14 protein-coding genes are annotated in these 16,367 nt (G+C 65.6%); 10 read left to right on the top strand and 4 right to left on the bottom strand.

Annotation, left to right across the window (positions count from 1 at the left end; all coding sequences use genetic code 11):
- Window positions 1-7 precede the first annotated feature (7 nt).
- A complete protein-coding gene (locus GobsT_RS26945; RefSeq protein ID WP_010040285.1) occupies window positions 8-388 on the bottom strand; it encodes a TIGR03066 family protein in 381 nt (126 codons plus the stop codon).
- A gap of 400 nt (window positions 389-788) precedes the next feature.
- On the opposite strand from GobsT_RS26945, the gene GobsT_RS26940 reads away from it, so the two are divergent.
- The 7 genes from GobsT_RS26940 (at window position 789) to GobsT_RS26910 (ending at window position 9,577) form a co-directional block, all read left to right on the top strand.
- Window positions 789-4,127 (top strand): MFS transporter, encoded by a 3,339-nt coding sequence (locus tag GobsT_RS26940; RefSeq protein WP_109570856.1) that lies wholly within the window; start codon window positions 789-791, stop codon window positions 4,125-4,127.
- Between the two features lie 227 nt (window positions 4,128-4,354).
- Window positions 4,355-5,344 carry an ATP-grasp domain-containing protein gene (locus GobsT_RS26935; RefSeq protein ID WP_010049334.1) on the top strand — a complete coding sequence of 330 codons (990 nt, stop codon included), beginning with the start codon at window positions 4,355-4,357 and terminating at the stop codon, window positions 5,342-5,344.
- The gene (mch, locus tag GobsT_RS26930; protein WP_010049337.1) at window positions 5,341-6,288 is read left to right on the top strand and encodes a methenyltetrahydromethanopterin cyclohydrolase; all 948 of its coding nucleotides are present in this window, start codon (window positions 5,341-5,343) and stop codon (window positions 6,286-6,288) included. Before GobsT_RS26935 ends, mch begins: the two co-directional genes overlap by 4 nt.
- Window positions 6,285-7,136, top strand: coding sequence for an ATP-grasp domain-containing protein (locus GobsT_RS26925; RefSeq protein WP_010049338.1), 852 nt, complete (start codon window positions 6,285-6,287; stop codon window positions 7,134-7,136). Before mch ends, GobsT_RS26925 begins: the two co-directional genes overlap by 4 nt.
- A 1-nt stretch (window position 7,137) precedes the next feature.
- Entirely contained in the window at window positions 7,138-8,013 is an 876-nt protein-coding gene (locus GobsT_RS26920) for a triphosphoribosyl-dephospho-CoA synthase (protein ID WP_010049339.1), read from the top strand.
- A 2-nt stretch (window positions 8,014-8,015) separates the two neighbouring features.
- Window positions 8,016-8,510, top strand: a complete 495-nt coding sequence (locus GobsT_RS26915; protein WP_010049340.1) for a 6-pyruvoyl trahydropterin synthase family protein — start codon at window positions 8,016-8,018, stop codon at window positions 8,508-8,510.
- A gap of 179 nt (window positions 8,511-8,689) precedes the next feature.
- Window positions 8,690-9,577 (top strand): sugar phosphate isomerase/epimerase family protein, encoded by an 888-nt coding sequence (locus GobsT_RS26910; RefSeq protein ID WP_010049341.1) that lies wholly within the window; start codon window positions 8,690-8,692, stop codon window positions 9,575-9,577.
- Window positions 9,578-9,715: 138 nt separating this feature from the next.
- Here GobsT_RS26910 and GobsT_RS26905 read toward each other — a convergent pair whose 3' ends face one another.
- On the bottom strand, window positions 9,716-11,026 hold the full coding sequence (locus GobsT_RS26905) for a Gfo/Idh/MocA family protein (protein WP_010046584.1): 1,311 nt from the start codon (window positions 11,024-11,026) through the stop codon (window positions 9,716-9,718).
- Window positions 11,027-11,148: 122 nt separating this feature from the next.
- Window positions 11,149-12,279, bottom strand: a complete 1,131-nt coding sequence (locus tag GobsT_RS26900; RefSeq protein WP_010046582.1) for a formylglycine-generating enzyme family protein — start codon at window positions 12,277-12,279, stop codon at window positions 11,149-11,151.
- A 53-nt stretch (window positions 12,280-12,332) separates the two neighbouring features.
- On the opposite strand from GobsT_RS26900, the gene GobsT_RS26895 reads away from it, so the two are divergent.
- Complete coding sequence (locus tag GobsT_RS26895; RefSeq protein ID WP_010046576.1) at window positions 12,333-13,388, top strand: FAD:protein FMN transferase; 1,056 nt, start codon at window positions 12,333-12,335, stop codon at window positions 13,386-13,388.
- A 492-nt stretch (window positions 13,389-13,880) separates the two neighbouring features.
- Window positions 13,881-15,095 carry a Gfo/Idh/MocA family protein gene (locus tag GobsT_RS26890; protein WP_010046574.1) on the top strand — a complete coding sequence of 405 codons (1,215 nt, stop codon included), beginning with the start codon at window positions 13,881-13,883 and terminating at the stop codon, window positions 15,093-15,095.
- A gap of 49 nt (window positions 15,096-15,144) precedes the next feature.
- Here the strand turns inward: GobsT_RS26890 and GobsT_RS26885 are convergent, their stop codons facing one another.
- Complete coding sequence (locus tag GobsT_RS26885; RefSeq protein WP_010046571.1) at window positions 15,145-15,756, bottom strand: FMN-dependent NADH-azoreductase; 612 nt, start codon at window positions 15,754-15,756, stop codon at window positions 15,145-15,147.
- A gap of 113 nt (window positions 15,757-15,869) precedes the next feature.
- On the opposite strand from GobsT_RS26885, the gene GobsT_RS26880 reads away from it, so the two are divergent.
- On the top strand, window positions 15,870-16,337 hold the full coding sequence (locus GobsT_RS26880; protein ID WP_010046570.1) for a winged helix-turn-helix transcriptional regulator: 468 nt from the start codon (window positions 15,870-15,872) through the stop codon (window positions 16,335-16,337).
- Window positions 16,338-16,367 lie beyond the last annotated feature (30 nt).

Here is a 16,367-nt window from a genome sequence, read left to right as displayed (position 1 = left end):
ATCAGGTTTACTTGTCGTCCTCTTCAACGCGTTTGTAAGTGTCCTTGTTGCCCTTCGGATCCTTGGTCACAAGGTCGTCTTCGTCCAGTTCCAGAACGGTGAGCGTTTCCTTGTGCTCCTTGCCGTCGCCCTCCATTGTCATGGTCAGTTGGTTTCCAGTCAGTTTGTATGTTCCTTTGATCTGGACGTCTTTCTCACCCTTTGCCTTGACCGTTATGGCCAGCTTCCCATCCTTTGCGAAGTTGACGATGAGCTTGGCACCCAGCTCCTTGTTCTCTGTGGTCCACTTGCCGACCAGCTTCTTGGCGTCGATCTTCTCGTCCTTGTCGTCTGCGCGCGTCCACCCGCACAACGCCAGCGCCGCCACGCAACCCAGAACGATTCGCATGAGCCCCTCAGTTAATGTTTTCGAGTCGGCCGACTTGCGACTCTTCCGGAATGACCTTGGCACGTGAACGGGCATGTTGCAACTGCACGGCCGTCAAAAGGCGCCGCCGCCGCTTGGCCCGCCGGCCCGGGTATTAGCGGTAGGCGGCAACGGATGCCTGCACGCCTTGGCGGGGTTATTCCTGTGTGCGCGTCGGGGGAACAAGTCCGGCACCGTTATGCGGGCCAGACCCGGCCCCGATTTCACGGGCCGTGCGCCGGATGTGGCCCGACTTCGGGTTCCGGAACCTCGGCAACTCTCCCGCGTGCTTCTCATGAACACGAAACTACTCGCCCCTTCGCGGGTTCGATACACTTCGAGGAACCTTGCCCGCGCCCCGCCGAACCCGGAGTAGTAACCCGTGCCGCTGCTGTTCGCCGTCACGATGTTCGTGAGCGCGTCACTGCTGTTCATGGTTCAGCCGATGGTCGCCAAGGCGGTGCTGCCCCTGCTGGGCGGCAGCCCGGCGGTGTGGAACGGCTGCATGGTGTTCTTCCAGGCGCTGTTGCTGCTCGGCTACCTCTACGCCGACCGGCTGACACGCCAGAAGGACCACAAGAAGCAGTGGGCCGTTCACTGCGCGGTTCTGGCGCTGCCGGTCGCGGTGTTCGTGCTGGCCGCGCTGTTCAGCGCGAAGCACACGCCCATTGCCGTGGTCGAGGCGCTGGCCCCGTCGGGCGACTCCAGCCCGGTGCTGAGCGTGCTGGCGATCATGACGGTGGCCATCGGGATACCGTTCTTCGTGTGCTCCACCACCGCGACGCTGCTCCAGAAGTGGTTCACGTACACCGGGCACCCGTCGGCCCGTGACCCGTACTTCCTGTACGCCGCGAGCAACTTCGGCAGCCTGATCTCGCTGCTCGGCTACCCGCTCTTCATCGAGCCGAACCTGACCCAGGGCGGGCAGACGTGGGTGTGGGCGGTCGGGTTCGTCGGCCTCGCGGCGCTGATCGTCGCGTGCGGAAAGGCGGCGGTGAACCCGCTCGGGGTGGCCCCGGGCGGAGCGACCGGCGTGAAGGCCGCCCCGGCGCCGATCGAGGCGCCCCCGTCGTGGGGCCGGATGGCGAAGTGGACCGCCCTCGCGTTCGTCCCGAGCAGCCTCATGCTCGGGGTCACCTTCCACATGACCACCGACATCGCCAGCATCCCGCTGCTCTGGGTCGGGCCGCTGGCACTGTACCTGGTCACGTTCATCATCGCGTTCGGCCGGGTGCCGCCGTGGTTCCGGCTGCTGATCGGGAACCTGGCGCCGGTGATGATCCTGCTCCTCGTGTTCTCGATCACGTCGGGCGTGATCGGCAACCGGGTCGGCATCAGCCTTTTGCTGCACCTCGTGACGTTCTTCACGGCGGCGCTCATGTGCCACTACGAACTGGCGCGCGACCGCCCGAGCCCGCAGTACCTGACGACGTACTTCCTCATCATGTCGCTCGGCGGCGTGCTCGGCGGCATCTTCAACTCGCTGGTCGCCCCGCTCGTGTTCGTGCAGGACTACGAGTACAAACTGGTGCTGCTGGTCGCGTGCCTCATGGTGCCGCGGCTGAACTCGTCCGAAGATGGTACTCCGAACCAAAAGCCCATGGACGCCAAAACCGCGCCCGACGTGGGCGCGTCTGCGGCGGCGGCGTCCCCGTTGGCGGCCGCCGGCCGGTGGTTCGTCCGGCTGCTCGACCAGAACCGGCAGGTCGCTCTGGCGCTCGACATCGTGGTGCCGGTGCTGATCGGGCTAGTGTTCTGGCAGATGCTGAAGTTCGGCCAGTTCGAATGGTACAACCGGGCCGTGCGGAGCATCGCGAGCACCCTGTCGCTCGACAGCGCCAGCATGGTCCACAACATCTTCGTGTACGCCGTTCCGGTGATGGTGTGCTTCTTCTTCGTGGACCGGCCGCTCCGGTTCACCCTGTGCGTGGCGGCGATCCTGGGCATCAGCACCTTCCGCGACGAAGCCAGCGACGAGGCGAAGGTGGTTTACACGGAGCGGAGCTTCTTCGGCATCTTGAAGGTGGAGCAGCGCGGGCAGTACACGCGGCTCGTCCACGGGACCACGCTGCACGGGACGCAGATCAACGAGACGTTCCGCCCGCACTGGGCGGACGAGTTCCAGCGGCTCACCGCGCTGAACCCGTGGGACAACGTCGCGGTGTTCGGCACGCAGCTCCGCTTCAACCCGCGCGAAGAGCCGCTGACGTACTACCACCGGAGCGGGCCGGTCGGGGCGATGTTCCAGGAGCTGCGTACCCGCAAGGGCGGCGCCGACGCGAACGCGCCGGTGGCGATGGTCGGGCTCGGCACCGGTAGCGCCTCCTGCTACGTCGGCGCCGGCCAAAAGCTCACGTTCTACGAGATCGACCCGGCGGTGCGGCGGATCGTGGAAACGCCCTGGAAGGTGATGAACGAGAGCGACTTGAAGGAGCGCGGCTCCGCGCCGATCGCCGACCCGGACGTACGCGCCAAGGTGGAAAAACTGGGCGCCCGCATCCTGACCCAGGAGGAGTACGACCGGGCACGCGCGGAACACGAGAAGGGGCTGAAAGCCTGGGAGGCTTACAAAAAGAGCCTGCGGGCCTTCGGAACAGCTCCGCTCGACGACGAGGTGCGCAAGCGACTGGAGCGGCTCGGGCCCATGTACACCCTGCGCACGAAGCAGGACTATGAGACGGCACTGCGGGAGCGCGGCGCCGCCCCGACCGCGGACCCGGACGTGCGAAAGGACGCGGAACGCATGGGCGCCCGCATCTTCACCCCAGAAGAGTACGAAGCGGAGCTGAAAAACCGTCTCCCCGGTAAGGAGCCGATGAAGGACCGCGGGGTCATCGTTTACACCCAGGAGGAGTACGAAGAAGCGGCGCGGACCCGTCCCGCCGGCACCGCCCCCGTCACGCAACACGAGGTGGCGCCCGCGCCGGCGCCCGTCGCGCCGCTGATGGGGCCGTTCACCTACGTGGACGACGCCCGCAAGCGCGGCGCCGACATCGATTTCCGGATGGGCGACGCCCGCCTGAAGCTCAAGGAAGACACCGACCGCAAGTACGCGCTGCTGCTGGTGGACGCGTTCAGCTCGGACTCGATCCCGGTCCACCTGCTGACCAACGAGGCGGTCGCCCTGTACCTCGAACGGCTCACGGACGACGGCATCCTGGCGCTGCACATCTCGAACAAGTTCGTGCAACTGGAGCCGGTGGTCGCGGCCATCGCCGAGCACCACAACCTCGTGGCCCGGGTGTGGAACGATAACGCCGAGGGGCGGCCCGGGAAGACGGCGTCAAGCTGGGTCGCACTGGCCCGCAAACGCGAGCATCTGGGCGACCGAATCGCGTCCGAACTCGGCGACATGATGGGCGAGTACAGTCAGAGCGAGCAACTCATCCGCATCGCTCGGGTGAAGTACCCCGAACTGGGGCCGCTGCTGGACAAGGCGCTCACGAAGCAGCAGGAGACCGTCCTGGACTACCTGGACAAGCGAACCGGCGACGCGCAGGCGCAGCGGTTCGCGGGCCTGATCCGGCGGAACGGGCCGTTCACGACTCTCATGGACGCGCTGCAAGCGGAAACCGGGTACGGGTTCCGGCCGGTCGTGAAGCTGAACGGCGTGGACGCCTGGACCGACGACTACGCGGACGTGATGCGGGTGATGATTATCCCCGAGCTTCAGGCCCTGCGGCGGTTCTTCGGCCTGCCGACCCCGGTGGCGGACCGGTGACCGGTGTTGTTGGCGTTGTCGGTTCGAGCGCGCGGGCGGCGGTTCATTCGCTGGCCCGCGCAGGCGTTTCTACATTCGCCTCGCCGCCTGTCGCCCGCGGAGCCAGGCTTCACAGTCGTTTTATTTGGGCAATTGACCAGTTCGCCGACCGCGACCTGAAGCGGGTCGTTTCCGCGTGCGCCGTCTGCCCGCCGGACGGCTACCCGGACGCGATTCCCGACCTTGCGATGCAATTCCCTCCGGGGCCGGTGCTCTACACCGGAGGTCTGGAGAATTACCCGCACGTTATCGCCCGACTCGCCGAATCGCGCGAGCTGTGGGGGAACCCGCCCGAGGTGTTGGCCCGCGCTCGCGATCCGTTCGAACTGTTCCCGATACTCCAGCGTGCCGGGTTCGAGCCCCCGCGTCTGGTCCCGCGCGGTGAACCGTGCCCGACCGAAGGCCGGTGGCTCCGCAAGCCGTTCGCGTCCGGCGGGGGGATCGGAATCCGCTTCACGGAACCGGGCGAAGCCGCGTCCGACCGGCACTACTTTCAGGAGTGGGTCGAAGGCGTGCCGATGTCCGCGGTGTTCGTGAGCGACCTGAACGAAATGCCGTTTTGGCCGGACGGAACCGAACTGTTCGGCGTCACCCAACAACTCATCGGCGAACCGTGGCTGCACGCCGAGCCGTTCGCGTATTGTGGCAACATTGGCCCGGTCGAACTGCCCCAAAGTGCGGCCCTCTGGATCAACACGCTCGATGCCAACCGGACCATCGGCGTCCGCGGCTGCTGGGGGCTCGACTTCATTCAACGCTCCGATTCCTTGCATCCGGTCGAGGTCAACCCGCGTTATACCGCGGCGATCGAGGTGATCGAATTAGCGACGCGGTCCGCGATCATGCCGACTCACCGCGATTGTTTTTCCTCGAACCCCACCCGCTTTCATTTCGTTGCGCCGCCGCGGGGCTGTGCGCCCGTCGGGAAAGCGATCTACTACGCCCCGCACGCGATCACCTTTCCGAACGCGGGGCCGTGGGACGCGGACCTCGCGGGCGCGTTCGATCCGTGGCGGCTGCCGGGGTTCGCCGACATTCCCGACCCGGGCAGTGCGATCCAACCCGGGTGGCCGGTGCTCACTTTTTTCGCGACGGGAAGCACACCCGCAGACGTGCGCGAGCGGTTAAGATCACGGGCTGCGGAACTCGATCGCCTCTTCGCGGAGCACTCCCTATGACCCTCAACGAGCGCGCGCAACTGCTCGCGGACGAAGTCGAACGCAACGCCGCCCGGCTCCGCGTTCACGTCGCCAAGGTGGCGGGGGCGCGGGTCATCGATTGCGGCGGGGCGGTCAGCGGTAGCCTCGCGGCCGGGCTGCTGATGGCGCGGGTCTGCTTGGGCGACGCGGGCGAAGTCGAGTACGTCCCGTGCCCGATTCCCGAACTCGGCGGGCCGGCGGTCCAGGTCACGACGGACGACCCGGTGCGCGCGTGCCTGGCGTCGCAGTACGCCGGCTGGCAGGTGAAGGTCGGCAAGTTCTACGCGAACGGCTCCGGGCCGATGCGCGCCCTGTCGGCGCGCGAGGAGATCTTCCAGCACATCGCGGGCAAGGAGGAGTCGCCGTTCGCGGTCGGGGTGCTCGAAACCGACCGCCACCCGACCGACGAGGTGGTCGCCAACATCGTCGCGAAACTGCCGCTCGTGGCCGAGCACCTCACGCTGCTGGTGGCCCCGACGCAGAGTCTCGCGGGCACCACGCAGATCGTCGCCCGGTCGGTCGAGACGGCGCTGCACAAGCTCCACGAACTCAAGTTCGACGTGACCCAGGTCGTCAGCGGGTACGGGGTCGCGCCGCTGCCGCCCACCACGCCGGACTTCGTTCAGGCGATGGGCCGCACCAACGACGCGATCCTTTACGGCGCGAAGGTGGTGCTGTGGGTCCGCGCCGACGACGAGGTGCTCGAGCGGATGGGGCCGAAGGTGCCGTCGTCGTCATCGAAGGACCACGGGAAGCCGTTCGCGGATGTGTTTACGCACTACAAAGGCGACTTCTACCAGATCGATCCGCTATTGTTCTCGCCGGCGGAAGTGGAGTTCCGCAACCTGAAGACCGGCCGGTGTCACCAGTTCGGCGGCGTCGAACCCGGCCTTTTGCGGCGGTCCTTCGGGCTGGGCGAATGAACATCGCGATTCTTTCCGGCGGCAGCGGCTGGCACGTGCAGGACCTCGTCCGCGCGGCGGCCGAACTCGGGCACACCGCCGCGCCACTCGACTTCCGCGCGCTCGCGGCAGGCGTGAACGCCGGGTCCGTTCCGCTGTCGGAACACGACGCCCTCCTGGTGCGCACGATGCCCGCCGGGTCGCTGGAACAGGTCGTCTTCCGCATGGACCTGTTGCACGAGTGCGCGGCCCGCGGCATACCGGTACTGAACCCGCCGCGAGCGGTGGAGGTGTGCGTCGATAAGTACCTCACCACCGCGCGGCTCGCGCGGGCGGGGATCGACACGCCTCCGACGGCCGTGTGCCAGCGCAGCGACGACGCGATGACCTACTTCGCGGCGCTCGGCGGTGATGTCGTTCTGAAGCCGCTGTTCGGGTCGGAGGGCCGCGGGATGTGCCGCATTACCGATCCCGAAACCGCGTGGCGCACGTTCCGCGTGCTGGAGCAAACGGGCCAGGTGATTTACCTTCAACAGTTCGTGCGGCACCCGGGGTGGGACCTTCGCGCGTTCGTCTTGGGTGATCGCGTGATCGCGAGTATGCGGCGCACGGCGGGCGCGGACTGGCGCACCAACGTCGCCCAGGGCGGAACCGCCGAGAACGTGACGCTGAGCGAAGCCGAAACCGCTCTCGCGTTGCGGGCCGCCCGGGCGGTCGGTTGCCCGGTCGCGGGCGTGGACCTGCTTCCGGGGCCGAACGGCGAGCTGTTCGTGATCGAAGTGAACGCGGTGCCGGGGTGGAAGGCGCTCGCGTCCGCGTGCGGCGTGGATGTGGCGAAGGAAGTGGTGCGGTTCGTGACCGAGAGGTGACGTGATCGATTTTACAACGGGTGAGTTGGCACAAACGGCTTGCATCTGGGAAGCCTGCGCCCGCAAGGTCGGGAACGTTCATCGGGGCGCCGATTTCGCGAACACGGCCCTTACCGATTTTCTGCTCAGCGGGGCGGTGATCGGGCCAGTTCTTCAACACGCTGGCAACCGGTCCGTCGGAGCTACGGTTTTCGACGCCGTGGAACGCACGCAGGCGGTCGTCGGCCAGAACACGAACCTGGGCATCATCCTCTTGCTCGCTCCGCTCGCCGCGGAATGGAGCGGAATGCGTCCCGGGGTACAGGTTGCCGACATTCTCAAAGGGCTGACGACGGACGATACTCGCCTGGTTTACGAAGCGATCCGGCTTGCGAACCCCGGCGGGCTCGGCGGCGCGCCGGAGCAGGACGTGCGCGAAGAACCTACCGTCACTCTCCTCGAAGCGATGAAACTGGCCGCCGAACGCGACATGATCGCCCGGCAGTACGCCAACGGTTTCGCGGACGTGTTCGATTTCGGCGTACCCACGTTCACGATCGCATTCGCTAAATTTGGTAGCGTTGAAGCGGCGATCGTCGATTCGCAACTGCGCTGGCTCGCGGCCCACCCGGATTCGCTCATCGCGCGGAAGAACGGCGCGGCGGTCACGGAAGACGTTCAGCGCCGGGCGCAGGCGGCGCTCGCGCTCGGCGGCCTCGAAACCTCTGCCGGTCGCGCCGCGGGCGTCGCGCTCGACCGGCACCTGAGGAGCGACGGGAACAGGCTCAACCCCGGCACCACGGCGGACCTCATCACCGCTTGCCTGTTCGTCGCGTTGCGGGAGAATATGGTGACTCCTTCCGCCCCGTTCCGGTGGAACGTCTCCGACTGGTTGTAACCATGCCGACCGAGCGGTTCAAAGTCCGCGTCACGAAAGACCACCTCGTGTTCTGCTGCGGGCACTTTATCAGCTACCGCGGGCACCAGTGCGAGCGGCTCCACGGGCACAACTACCGCTGCGCCGTCGAGGTCGAGGGGCCGCTGCTCCCCGACGACTTCTACGTGTTCGACTTCATCGCGCTCAAGAAGCGGACGAAGGAGATCACCGACGAACTCGACCACCACATGCTGCTGGCGACCAACAACCCGGTCATCAGCGTCGCCCCTACCCCCCAGTGTGTGCAGGTGCGGTACGAGGACCGCGAGTGGCTGTTCCCGCGCGGCGACTGCATCTTACTACCCATCGAAAACACCACGGCGGAACTGATCGCGCGGTACATCGCGGGTCGGTTGTGGGAGTCGCTCAAGACGAACGAGAACTTCACGCCCGAAGTCCTTCGCGTGGAAGTGGAAGAGGCGCCCGGGCAATCCGCAACTGTAGAATGGCGTGCGTGACGGCCAGCACTGGTTCGGGCAGCGGGTCGTTTTTCTCCCAACAGAACTCTTGCGTCCTTTTCGCGCAACCGTAACAATTCGCAGAACCGGCGCGGAGCGCCGGCGCGGCTCCGGAAACTCGCCCGCCGCCGCAACACCGGAACGGACGCCCTCCCTTTTACTCGCCGAGGGCAACTCATATGAACCGTCCGCTCGGGCGCCGCGACTTCCTGCGCACCACCACGGCCGTCGCGGCTGCCGCACTGACCGGCCCGTACCTGTGCGCCACCGAAGTCAAGAAGCCGAAGCTCAAGAAGGCCGTCAAGTACGGGATGGTTCGGCTCGAGGGCGGCACCCACTTGGCGCGTCTGGAACTGGCCAAGCGGTGTGGCTTTCAGGGCGTCGAGATCGACAGCCCCGGCACCAGCGACCTCGACGCCCTGGTGAAGGCGAGCAAGGAAACCGGGGTCGCCATCCACGGCGTGGTCGATTCGGTCCACTGGCGCGACACGCTTTCTCATCCCGACGAGAAGATCCGCGCGAAGGGCCTCGAAGCCCTCCGGGGCGCACTTGAGGACGCCAAAACCGTCGGCGCCGACACGGTGCTCCTCGTCCCCGGTGTGGTGAACAAGGACGTGACTTACCAGCAGTGCTACGAGCGGTCGCAGGCGGAGGTGAAAAAGGTCCTCCCGCTCGCGGAAAAGCTGAAGGTGAAGATCGCGATCGAGGTGGTGTGGAACAACTTCATCACCAAACCCGAGCAACTGATCCAGTACGTTGACGACTTCAAGAGCGAGTACGTCGGCGCGTACTTCGACTGCTCGAACATGATCAAATACGGGGTACCGCCCGCGGACTGGATCCGCAAGCTCGGCAAGCGGATGCTGAAGTTCGACTTCAAGGGGTACAGCAAGTCGAAGGAGTGGGTGGCGATCGGCGAGGGCGACGAGAACTGGCCGGACGTGCTCGCGGCCCTGGGCGAGATCGGCTACGACGGCTGGGCCACGGCCGAGGTGGGCGGCGGGGGCGAAGAGCACCTCAAGAAGATCGCCGCGCAGATGGACAAGGTGCTCGGCCTCGCTCAGTGAGCAAGCAAACAGAAGAGGGTTCACCGCAGAGGGCACGAGAGGGCGCAGAGAAAGCAAAGATCATTTTAACTCTCTTTGTTTTCTCTGCGCCCTCTCGTGCCCTCTGCGGTGAACCCTCTTCTGCCTTCTATCTGCCGCTTAGGCCTTCGGGGGCAGCTTCCACACGCCCGGGACCGGGGCGCGGGTGGCGTCCAGCGGCTTGTCCAGCGCGAGGTCCTTCGGCATCGTGTCTTCCGCCGAGGCCAGGGCGTCGGCCCAGTTCAGTGTGCGGCACGAGTAGGCCGCGTTGCGGCCGAAGATCGCGGTGAACGTCGAGTCGGTCACGTCCTTCAGCTCGTTCAGCGGCCGCCCGGCGCGGATGCTGTTGAGCAGGTCGATGTGCTCTTGCACGTAGGCCGAGATGTCGTCCGAGCCGGACCGCTGCTTGTTGATCTGGTAGACGCCGTCGCGGGTGTAGGTCTGGCCCTTCTCGCCGTACACGGTTTCCGACACGTCGTCGTCGCCCGGGATGTGGCGGCAGTAGCTGGAGAGCCGCAGCCCGCTCTTGTACTCGTACTCCACCGCGAAGTGGTCCCAGATCTGGCCCACGTTCTTCGGGTCGCCCGCCGGCCCGAGAGCGCGGCCGCCGAACCCGACCGCCTTGACCGGGTGGTCGCCGACGATCCAGTTGATCACGTCCAGGTTGTGAACGTGCTGCTCGACGATGTGGTCGCCGCACGCCCACAGGTAGTGGTACCAGTTGCGGAGCTGGTAGGTGCTGTCGGCCATCCCCGCCGGGCGCTCGTGGAACCACGGGCGGCGGCCGTTCCACGAGCAGCGGGCGGCGCGCAGCTCGCCGATCGCCCCGTCCTGGATCTTCTTGACGGTTTCGATGTACCCCTTCTGGTGCCGGCGCTGGGTGCCGGCGACGATCGCGATGTTCTTCTTCTTCGACTCCTCGACCAGCGCGTAGCACTTGCGGGCGCCGGTGGCGTCCACCGCGACCGGCTTCTCGCAGAAGATGTTCTTGCCGGCCCGCACGGCCGCTTCGAGGTGGTAGGGGCGGAACCCCGGCGGGGTCGCCAGGATCACCAGGTTCACGTCGGTCTTGAGGAGCTTCTCGTAGGCGTCGAGGCCGTCGAAGGTGGTGTCCGGGGTGATCTTCACCTGCTTGACGAACCGCCCGTAGTCCTTGCCCTTCTCGTTGGTGAAGGTCTTCACCGCGTTGGTGACCCGGTCCTTGAACGCGTCGGCCACCGCGACGATCTCGAGCTTGGCGGCGTTGCCGTTGATCTTCTCCTCGGCATTAAGGATGTCCTTGACGGCCCCCATGCCGCGCCCGCCGCAGCCGATGAGCCCGACCTTGATCGTGTCGCTCGCGCCGCCGGCGAACGCGCTCGCCAGCCCGCTCACGCTCGCGGCCCCGCCGACAGCGGCGGACGCCTTCAGGAAATCACGACGGTTCGACATGGGACCTCCGGGGAGAGATGTGTTTGGTGCTTAGTGGCTGGTGGTCGGTTGGTACACCAACGGCCCTTGCGAGTGCGGTGCCGAGCACTAAATTCCAAACACGAAACGCGAAACACCGAACGCTACTCCGATTTCTTCACGACCTTGGGCTTCAGCCCCACGAGTTCGGGCTGCTCGCTCTCGGCGAGTACGACGCGGAACCCGATCACGTCCATGCGGGTGAGCCACCAGATGCTCTGCGGCTCCTGCGGGTCCCACTTCATCCAGCTCTTGTCCGACACGCGCCGCGCCGCGCTGCGGCACCGGTCGGCTTTATCGGCCCAGGACCCGCCGCGCACGACGTGCGCCCACTTCTCATCGGTCGGCAGTGTTACCGGACCGAGCGAAAGCGGGTTCTTCGCGAACTTCTCGTAGGCCTTCGGGTCGTGCTGGTCGAGGGTCCACTCCCACACGTTGCCGTACATGTCGTACAGCCCGAACGGGTTCGGCTTCTTGGTCCCGCTTTTGTGGGTCACGCCCGCGGGCTTGTCGTCGGTCGGGGAGGTGTCCTTGAACCAGGCGTAGTCGGCGAGCCCTTTCGGGTCGTTGCCGAAGAAGTACGCGGTGTCGCCCTTACCGCCGCGGGCGGCGTACTCCCATTCCGCCTCGGTGGGCAGTCGGTACGCGCGGCCGGTCTTCTTTTGAAGCCAGTTGCAGTACATCATCGCGGCGTGGTGCGTCATGCACAGCGCGGGGTGCCCGTCGCGCGGGTGCCCGTAGGTCGCGTCCACGAACGCGTTGGTCGGGCGGGTCACCGCGTCCGGCCCGAACTTCTGGGCCTCCAAGTTGTCGGCCTTCAGGAAGTTCTCGTCGTACCAAAAGGTGTCGAACTCGTCCCAGCCGCACTCGAACTTGGCCATCCAGAAGCCGCCGACCTTCACCTTGTGCGCCGGCCCTTCGGTGGCCTCGCGGCCCGCTTCGCCCGCGGGACTGCCCATCGTGAACTCGCCGCCGGGCACCCAGACCATCTCGAACTGCGCCTTCATCTCCTCCTTGTGAGTCTTCGGCGGGTCGGTGTCCGGGTCGTCCACGACCATTTTGAAGCCGCTCGTCTTCTCGACGTAGTTCTTGCCGGCTTCCGGTTTGGCGGCCTTGGGCGTTTCGGCGACTTTATTGGACGGTTTGGGGGCCAGTTTGTCGTCCGCGCTCACCGCGACCGCCAGGAGCGGCAGCGCGGTGCAGAATGCGATGGAGAGGATGTGTCGGGTTGGCATACCTGTTAGATTCCCTACTGGAAGGGCCGCTGTCAACGGGCCGGAGGCGCAAAATGAGCGAGTTCGTCGTCGCGGGCGTGCTGATTCATCTTATGTTCGCGGCTCCGGGTGGCGAAATCAACCCGCCCTCAGGCCCTCGCCTCGTCGCGAACGTGTTGAAGGGCGAGCCGTCGCGCTTCGAGTTCGAGTCGAAGCACATGGGCACGACGTTCCGCATCGTGCTTTACGCCACCGATAAGGCCGTTGCGAAAAAAGCTGCCGACGCGGCCTTTACGCGCGTGGCCCAACTCGACGCGACCATGAGCGACTACAAGAAGGACAGCGAGCTGACGCTCCTGTGTAAGGCATTCGCGACCGACGTGGGCGATCCGGTCGCAGTCGGCGATGACCTCTTTTTCGTGCTCCAGAAGGCCGACGAGTTATCCAAGAAGTCGGACGGGGCGTTCGATGTAACGGTCGGTCCTGTCGTGCAGTTGTGGCGTCTCGCGCGCCGGACCCAACAGTTCCCGGACGCGAAAGAACTGGCCGCTGCCCGCGCGAAGGTGGGATACCAGAAGGTGAAACTGGACACCACAAAGAAGACTGTGCGGCTGACCATCCCGGGAATGCAACTCGACCTCGGGGGCATCGCGAAGGGGTACGCCGCGGACGAGGCGTTGAAGCTGTTGCGCGAGAAATTCGGCATCACGCAAGCACTCGTCGCCGCTTACGGCGACATCACCTGTGGCGATCCCCCGCCCGGGGAGCAGGCGTGGAAGGTGGACATCGCGCCGATCGCGAAGAGCCAGAAGCCGCGCACGCTGAAACTCGCCAACGCCGCGGTCTCGACCTCGGGCGACCTCGAACAGTTCGTGGAGATCGCGGGCGTGCGATACTCGCACGTTCTCGACCCGAAAACCGGGGTCGGGCTTACCGGGCGCCGCAGCGTAACGGTGATCGCTCCCAACGGCATCACGGCCGACAGTATGACGAAGGCCGTTAGCGTGCTGCCACCTGAGCAGGGGCTGAAACTCGTTGACGCAACTCCGGGCGCCGCGACCTCCATCGTGGTCCTCGGTCAGAACAATAAGCCCGTTGTGACCGCGAGCAAACGCTTTCCTGACGAGTAGTCGAAAGTGCTTTTACCAGTTTGGTGTCGCGCTCGCTGTTCCCCATCGAGCGCAAAACACAATTCGGCAACTGAGCTGCACAATTCGCCGGAGGGCAGTGGGGGCTAAAAACGGAATGTAGAGGGTGGCGAGACGGAAATTCCATTACGCCTCATTTTTCTTTCATCTGTATCCCGCGCTTTCATTTTTTGGGGCGAAAATGGAATCAGGTGAAACTATTTGTGTTCCAACCCGTACTAAGTGTGATTAACTCGCTTGCCAGGGAAGTACTGCCGGCCGTTTGCTGGTTGTGGCTATTTGATTCGAACCGTCTTTAGTTGGTTCGCTGCTTCATTCGTGGCCATTGAGCGCATAACCGCAGCGGTTCATTCACCCGTTCAACGGATGGGTCGCCTTCATCCGGCCCCCGCGGCTCGCCCACCGCGGGGGTTTTTCTTTTCCCGCCCGTGATTTCCGTTTATCGTGGCGGCACTTCTCCCTTTGAGGTGCCGTATGTTCATACACCACCGCCGCACATTCCTTTCTTCGTCCGCGCTCGCCACCGGCGCGCTTCTGGTTGAAACGTCCCGGGGCTTTGCAGCCAACGACACGCTCCGGGTCGGTCTGATCGGGGTCGGAGGGCGGTGCAAGCACCTGCTCAAGTCGTTCCCGGCGCTGCCGAATGTCACAATTACCGCAGTATGTGACGTGTTCGCCGACAACCTCGAAGCCGGCAAGAAGCTCGCCGACCCGAAGGCGTTCGCCACCACCAAACACGAGGAACTGCTCGCCCGCAAAGATGTGGACGCGGTGCTGATCGCGGCGCCGGACCACTGGCACGTTCCGCTCACAGTGGACGCGTGCAAGGCCGGGAAAGACGTGTACGTCGAGAAGCCGCTCACGCACGACTTGAGCGAAGGGGCGGCGGTGATCGCGGCCCAGAACGAGCACAAGCGGGTCGTTCAGGTGGGCACCCAGCAGCGGAGCATGACGCACATTCTCGAAGCGTACAAGCTCCTCAAGGCCGGCGTGGTGGGCAAGGTCCACAAGGTTCACTGCACGTGGAACCGCAACGCGAACCGGTTCCAGCGCGGCAAGGAAGCGCTCGACGCGAACAAGGTCGACTGGAAGCGGTTCCTCGGCACCGCGAAGGCCCAAGACTTCGACGCCTACAAGTTCCGCCAGTGGCGCTGGTTCTGGGACTTCGGCGGGGGCATCTTCACCGACCTGATGGTTCACTGGCTCGACGTGGTCCACTGGTTCCTCGACCTCGATCACCCGGCGAGTGCTGCGAGCGTGGGGGACTGGTTTGCCGCGAAAGGCGTGTGGGAAACGCCCGACACGGTTCAGACGCTCCTGCGCTACCCCGACAAGCAGGTGCAGGTCTACTTCGAGGGGACGTTCAGCAACAACCGGAACGGCTCGATGTGCGAGTTCATGGGCACCGAGGGGACGCTGTACCTCGACCGCGGGCGGTACGAGATCATCCCGGACCGCGGTAAGAAACTGCCCGAGGCCAAGTCGCTCGTCCTGGGAACGGGTGAGAAAGGGCTGGACTTCTACGACAAGCCCGACGGCGAGCTGCTGCACCTCACAAACTGGGTCGAGACGATCCGGGACCGGTCGAAGAAAGTGGCGTGCCCGGCGGAAGCCGGTGTCGGTGCCGCCGCCGGTGCGCACCTGGCGAACCAGTCACTGCGCACCGGGCAAGTCGCGGTCTGGAAATAACGCCCCAGCCGTGACCCGTAACGTGTGGGGAGAGCGTACCCGCACGTGGTTACGCGACCTGCAACGCGGCTGCCTCCCGGAGCGCCGTCGGTAGCCCGTGTTCGTCGCCGCCGGATACCTTGGTGCCGTCCGCCCGGACCACTTGCACGTTGGTGAGCCCCAGGAAGGCGAAGAAGGCCCGCAGATGGCTCTCCTGGTGCTCGAACGCCACAGCGGGCGTTCCGGGGCGATAGAAGCCGCCCTGCGAGGAGGCGATGACCAGTCGCTTGCTCCCGAGCAACCCTTCCGGACCGGCGGACGAGTAGCGAAACGTGACCCCGGCAACGGCCAGCGCGTCCAGCCACGTCTTGAGCTGGCTCGGGATGCCGAAGTTGTACATCGGCACCCCCACAACGATGACATCGGCCGCGAGGACTTCGCCCAGCGCCTGGCGCAAAGCGGCCGCCTCGCGGGCGACCTCGGACGGAACCTGATCCGCTGACTTGCCGAGCGTGGCCGCAAGTGAACCGGTGAGTTGCGGGAGCGGGGCGGCGGCCACATCGCGGTAGACCACGTTCGCGTCGCGGTGCGTCTCGCGCAGCCGGGACACGACGGCCGCAGACACCGCCCGGCTGACGGAGTGGGCGCCAAGGATACTGGAATCGACGTGCAGAACGTTCATCGTTCGCTCCAAATGCCGCGACGCCGCCCGACAGGGCGGGGCGTCCGGCTGGTATCACGCAGTGGCCGTGGGCATGATACCGGTGTCGCCGGTCGTCTCAAGAAGGCACAGACATGGAACAGAGTAACACGCGTGTGCCCACCCCCGATCAGGAACTCGCGGAGCTGAAAGGGCACCTGCGGCGGGGCAACCACGCCGAACTGCGTGAGGGGTGCAAAGCGGGAGCCGAGCTGCTGTCGCTGATCGCCGAGAAATGGACCGTGCTGGTTGTTATCGTGCTGTCCGACGGCCCGAAACGCTTCAAAGAACTGCAACGCTCGCTCGCTGGCGTGTCGCAGCGGATGCTGACCCTCACGCTCCGCGGGTTGGAGCGGGACGGGCTCATTTCCCGAACCGTGTTCCCAACCGTGCCGCCGCGCGTGGACTACGCTTTGACCGATCTCGGCGAGTCGCTGCGGGCGCCGATTTTTGCGCTCGGACAGTGGGCACGCGATAACCGCACCCTGATTGAGGCGGCACGTGCGCGGTACGACCGCTCGGCCGAGTCGGCTCCCGCCGGCGATCGGAACGTGAGCGGATGAAGGGAAGGGCGGCGCGTTAAGCGGAGCCGC

It is taken from the genome of Gemmata obscuriglobus (genome assembly GCF_008065095.1).
Classification (GTDB): domain Bacteria; phylum Planctomycetota; class Planctomycetia; order Gemmatales; family Gemmataceae; genus Gemmata; species Gemmata obscuriglobus.
The sequence above is the reverse complement of the archived record's forward strand: the minus strand, read 5'-3'. Positions and strand labels throughout refer to the sequence as shown.

What these genes read in the sequence shown, in the direction of transcription:
- GobsT_RS26915 (WP_010049340.1), top strand. Translation starts at nt 8,016, where the DNA reads ATGCCGACCGAGCGGTTCAAAGTCCGCGTCACGAAAGACCACCTCGTG.
- mch (WP_010049337.1), top strand. Translation starts at nt 5,341, where the DNA reads ATGACCCTCAACGAGCGCGCGCAACTGCTCGCGGACGAAGTCGAACGC.
- GobsT_RS26900 (WP_010046582.1), bottom strand. Translation starts at nt 12,279, where the DNA reads ATGCCAACCCGACACATCCTCTCCATCGCATTCTGCACCGCGCTGCCG.
- GobsT_RS26890 (WP_010046574.1), top strand. Translation starts at nt 13,881, where the DNA reads ATGTTCATACACCACCGCCGCACATTCCTTTCTTCGTCCGCGCTCGCC.
- GobsT_RS26885 (WP_010046571.1), bottom strand. Translation starts at nt 15,756, where the DNA reads ATGAACGTTCTGCACGTCGATTCCAGTATCCTTGGCGCCCACTCCGTC.
- GobsT_RS26925 (WP_010049338.1), top strand. Translation starts at nt 6,285, where the DNA reads ATGAACATCGCGATTCTTTCCGGCGGCAGCGGCTGGCACGTGCAGGAC.
- GobsT_RS26945 (WP_010040285.1), bottom strand. Translation starts at nt 388, where the DNA reads ATGCGAATCGTTCTGGGTTGCGTGGCGGCGCTGGCGTTGTGCGGGTGG.
- GobsT_RS26880 (WP_010046570.1), top strand. Translation starts at nt 15,870, where the DNA reads ATGGAACAGAGTAACACGCGTGTGCCCACCCCCGATCAGGAACTCGCG.
- GobsT_RS26905 (WP_010046584.1), bottom strand. Translation starts at nt 11,026, where the DNA reads ATGTCGAACCGTCGTGATTTCCTGAAGGCGTCCGCCGCTGTCGGCGGG.
- GobsT_RS26910 (WP_010049341.1), top strand. Translation starts at nt 8,690, where the DNA reads ATGAACCGTCCGCTCGGGCGCCGCGACTTCCTGCGCACCACCACGGCC.
- GobsT_RS26935 (WP_010049334.1), top strand. Translation starts at nt 4,355, where the DNA reads ATGCAATTCCCTCCGGGGCCGGTGCTCTACACCGGAGGTCTGGAGAAT.
- GobsT_RS26895 (WP_010046576.1), top strand. Translation starts at nt 12,333, where the DNA reads ATGAGCGAGTTCGTCGTCGCGGGCGTGCTGATTCATCTTATGTTCGCG.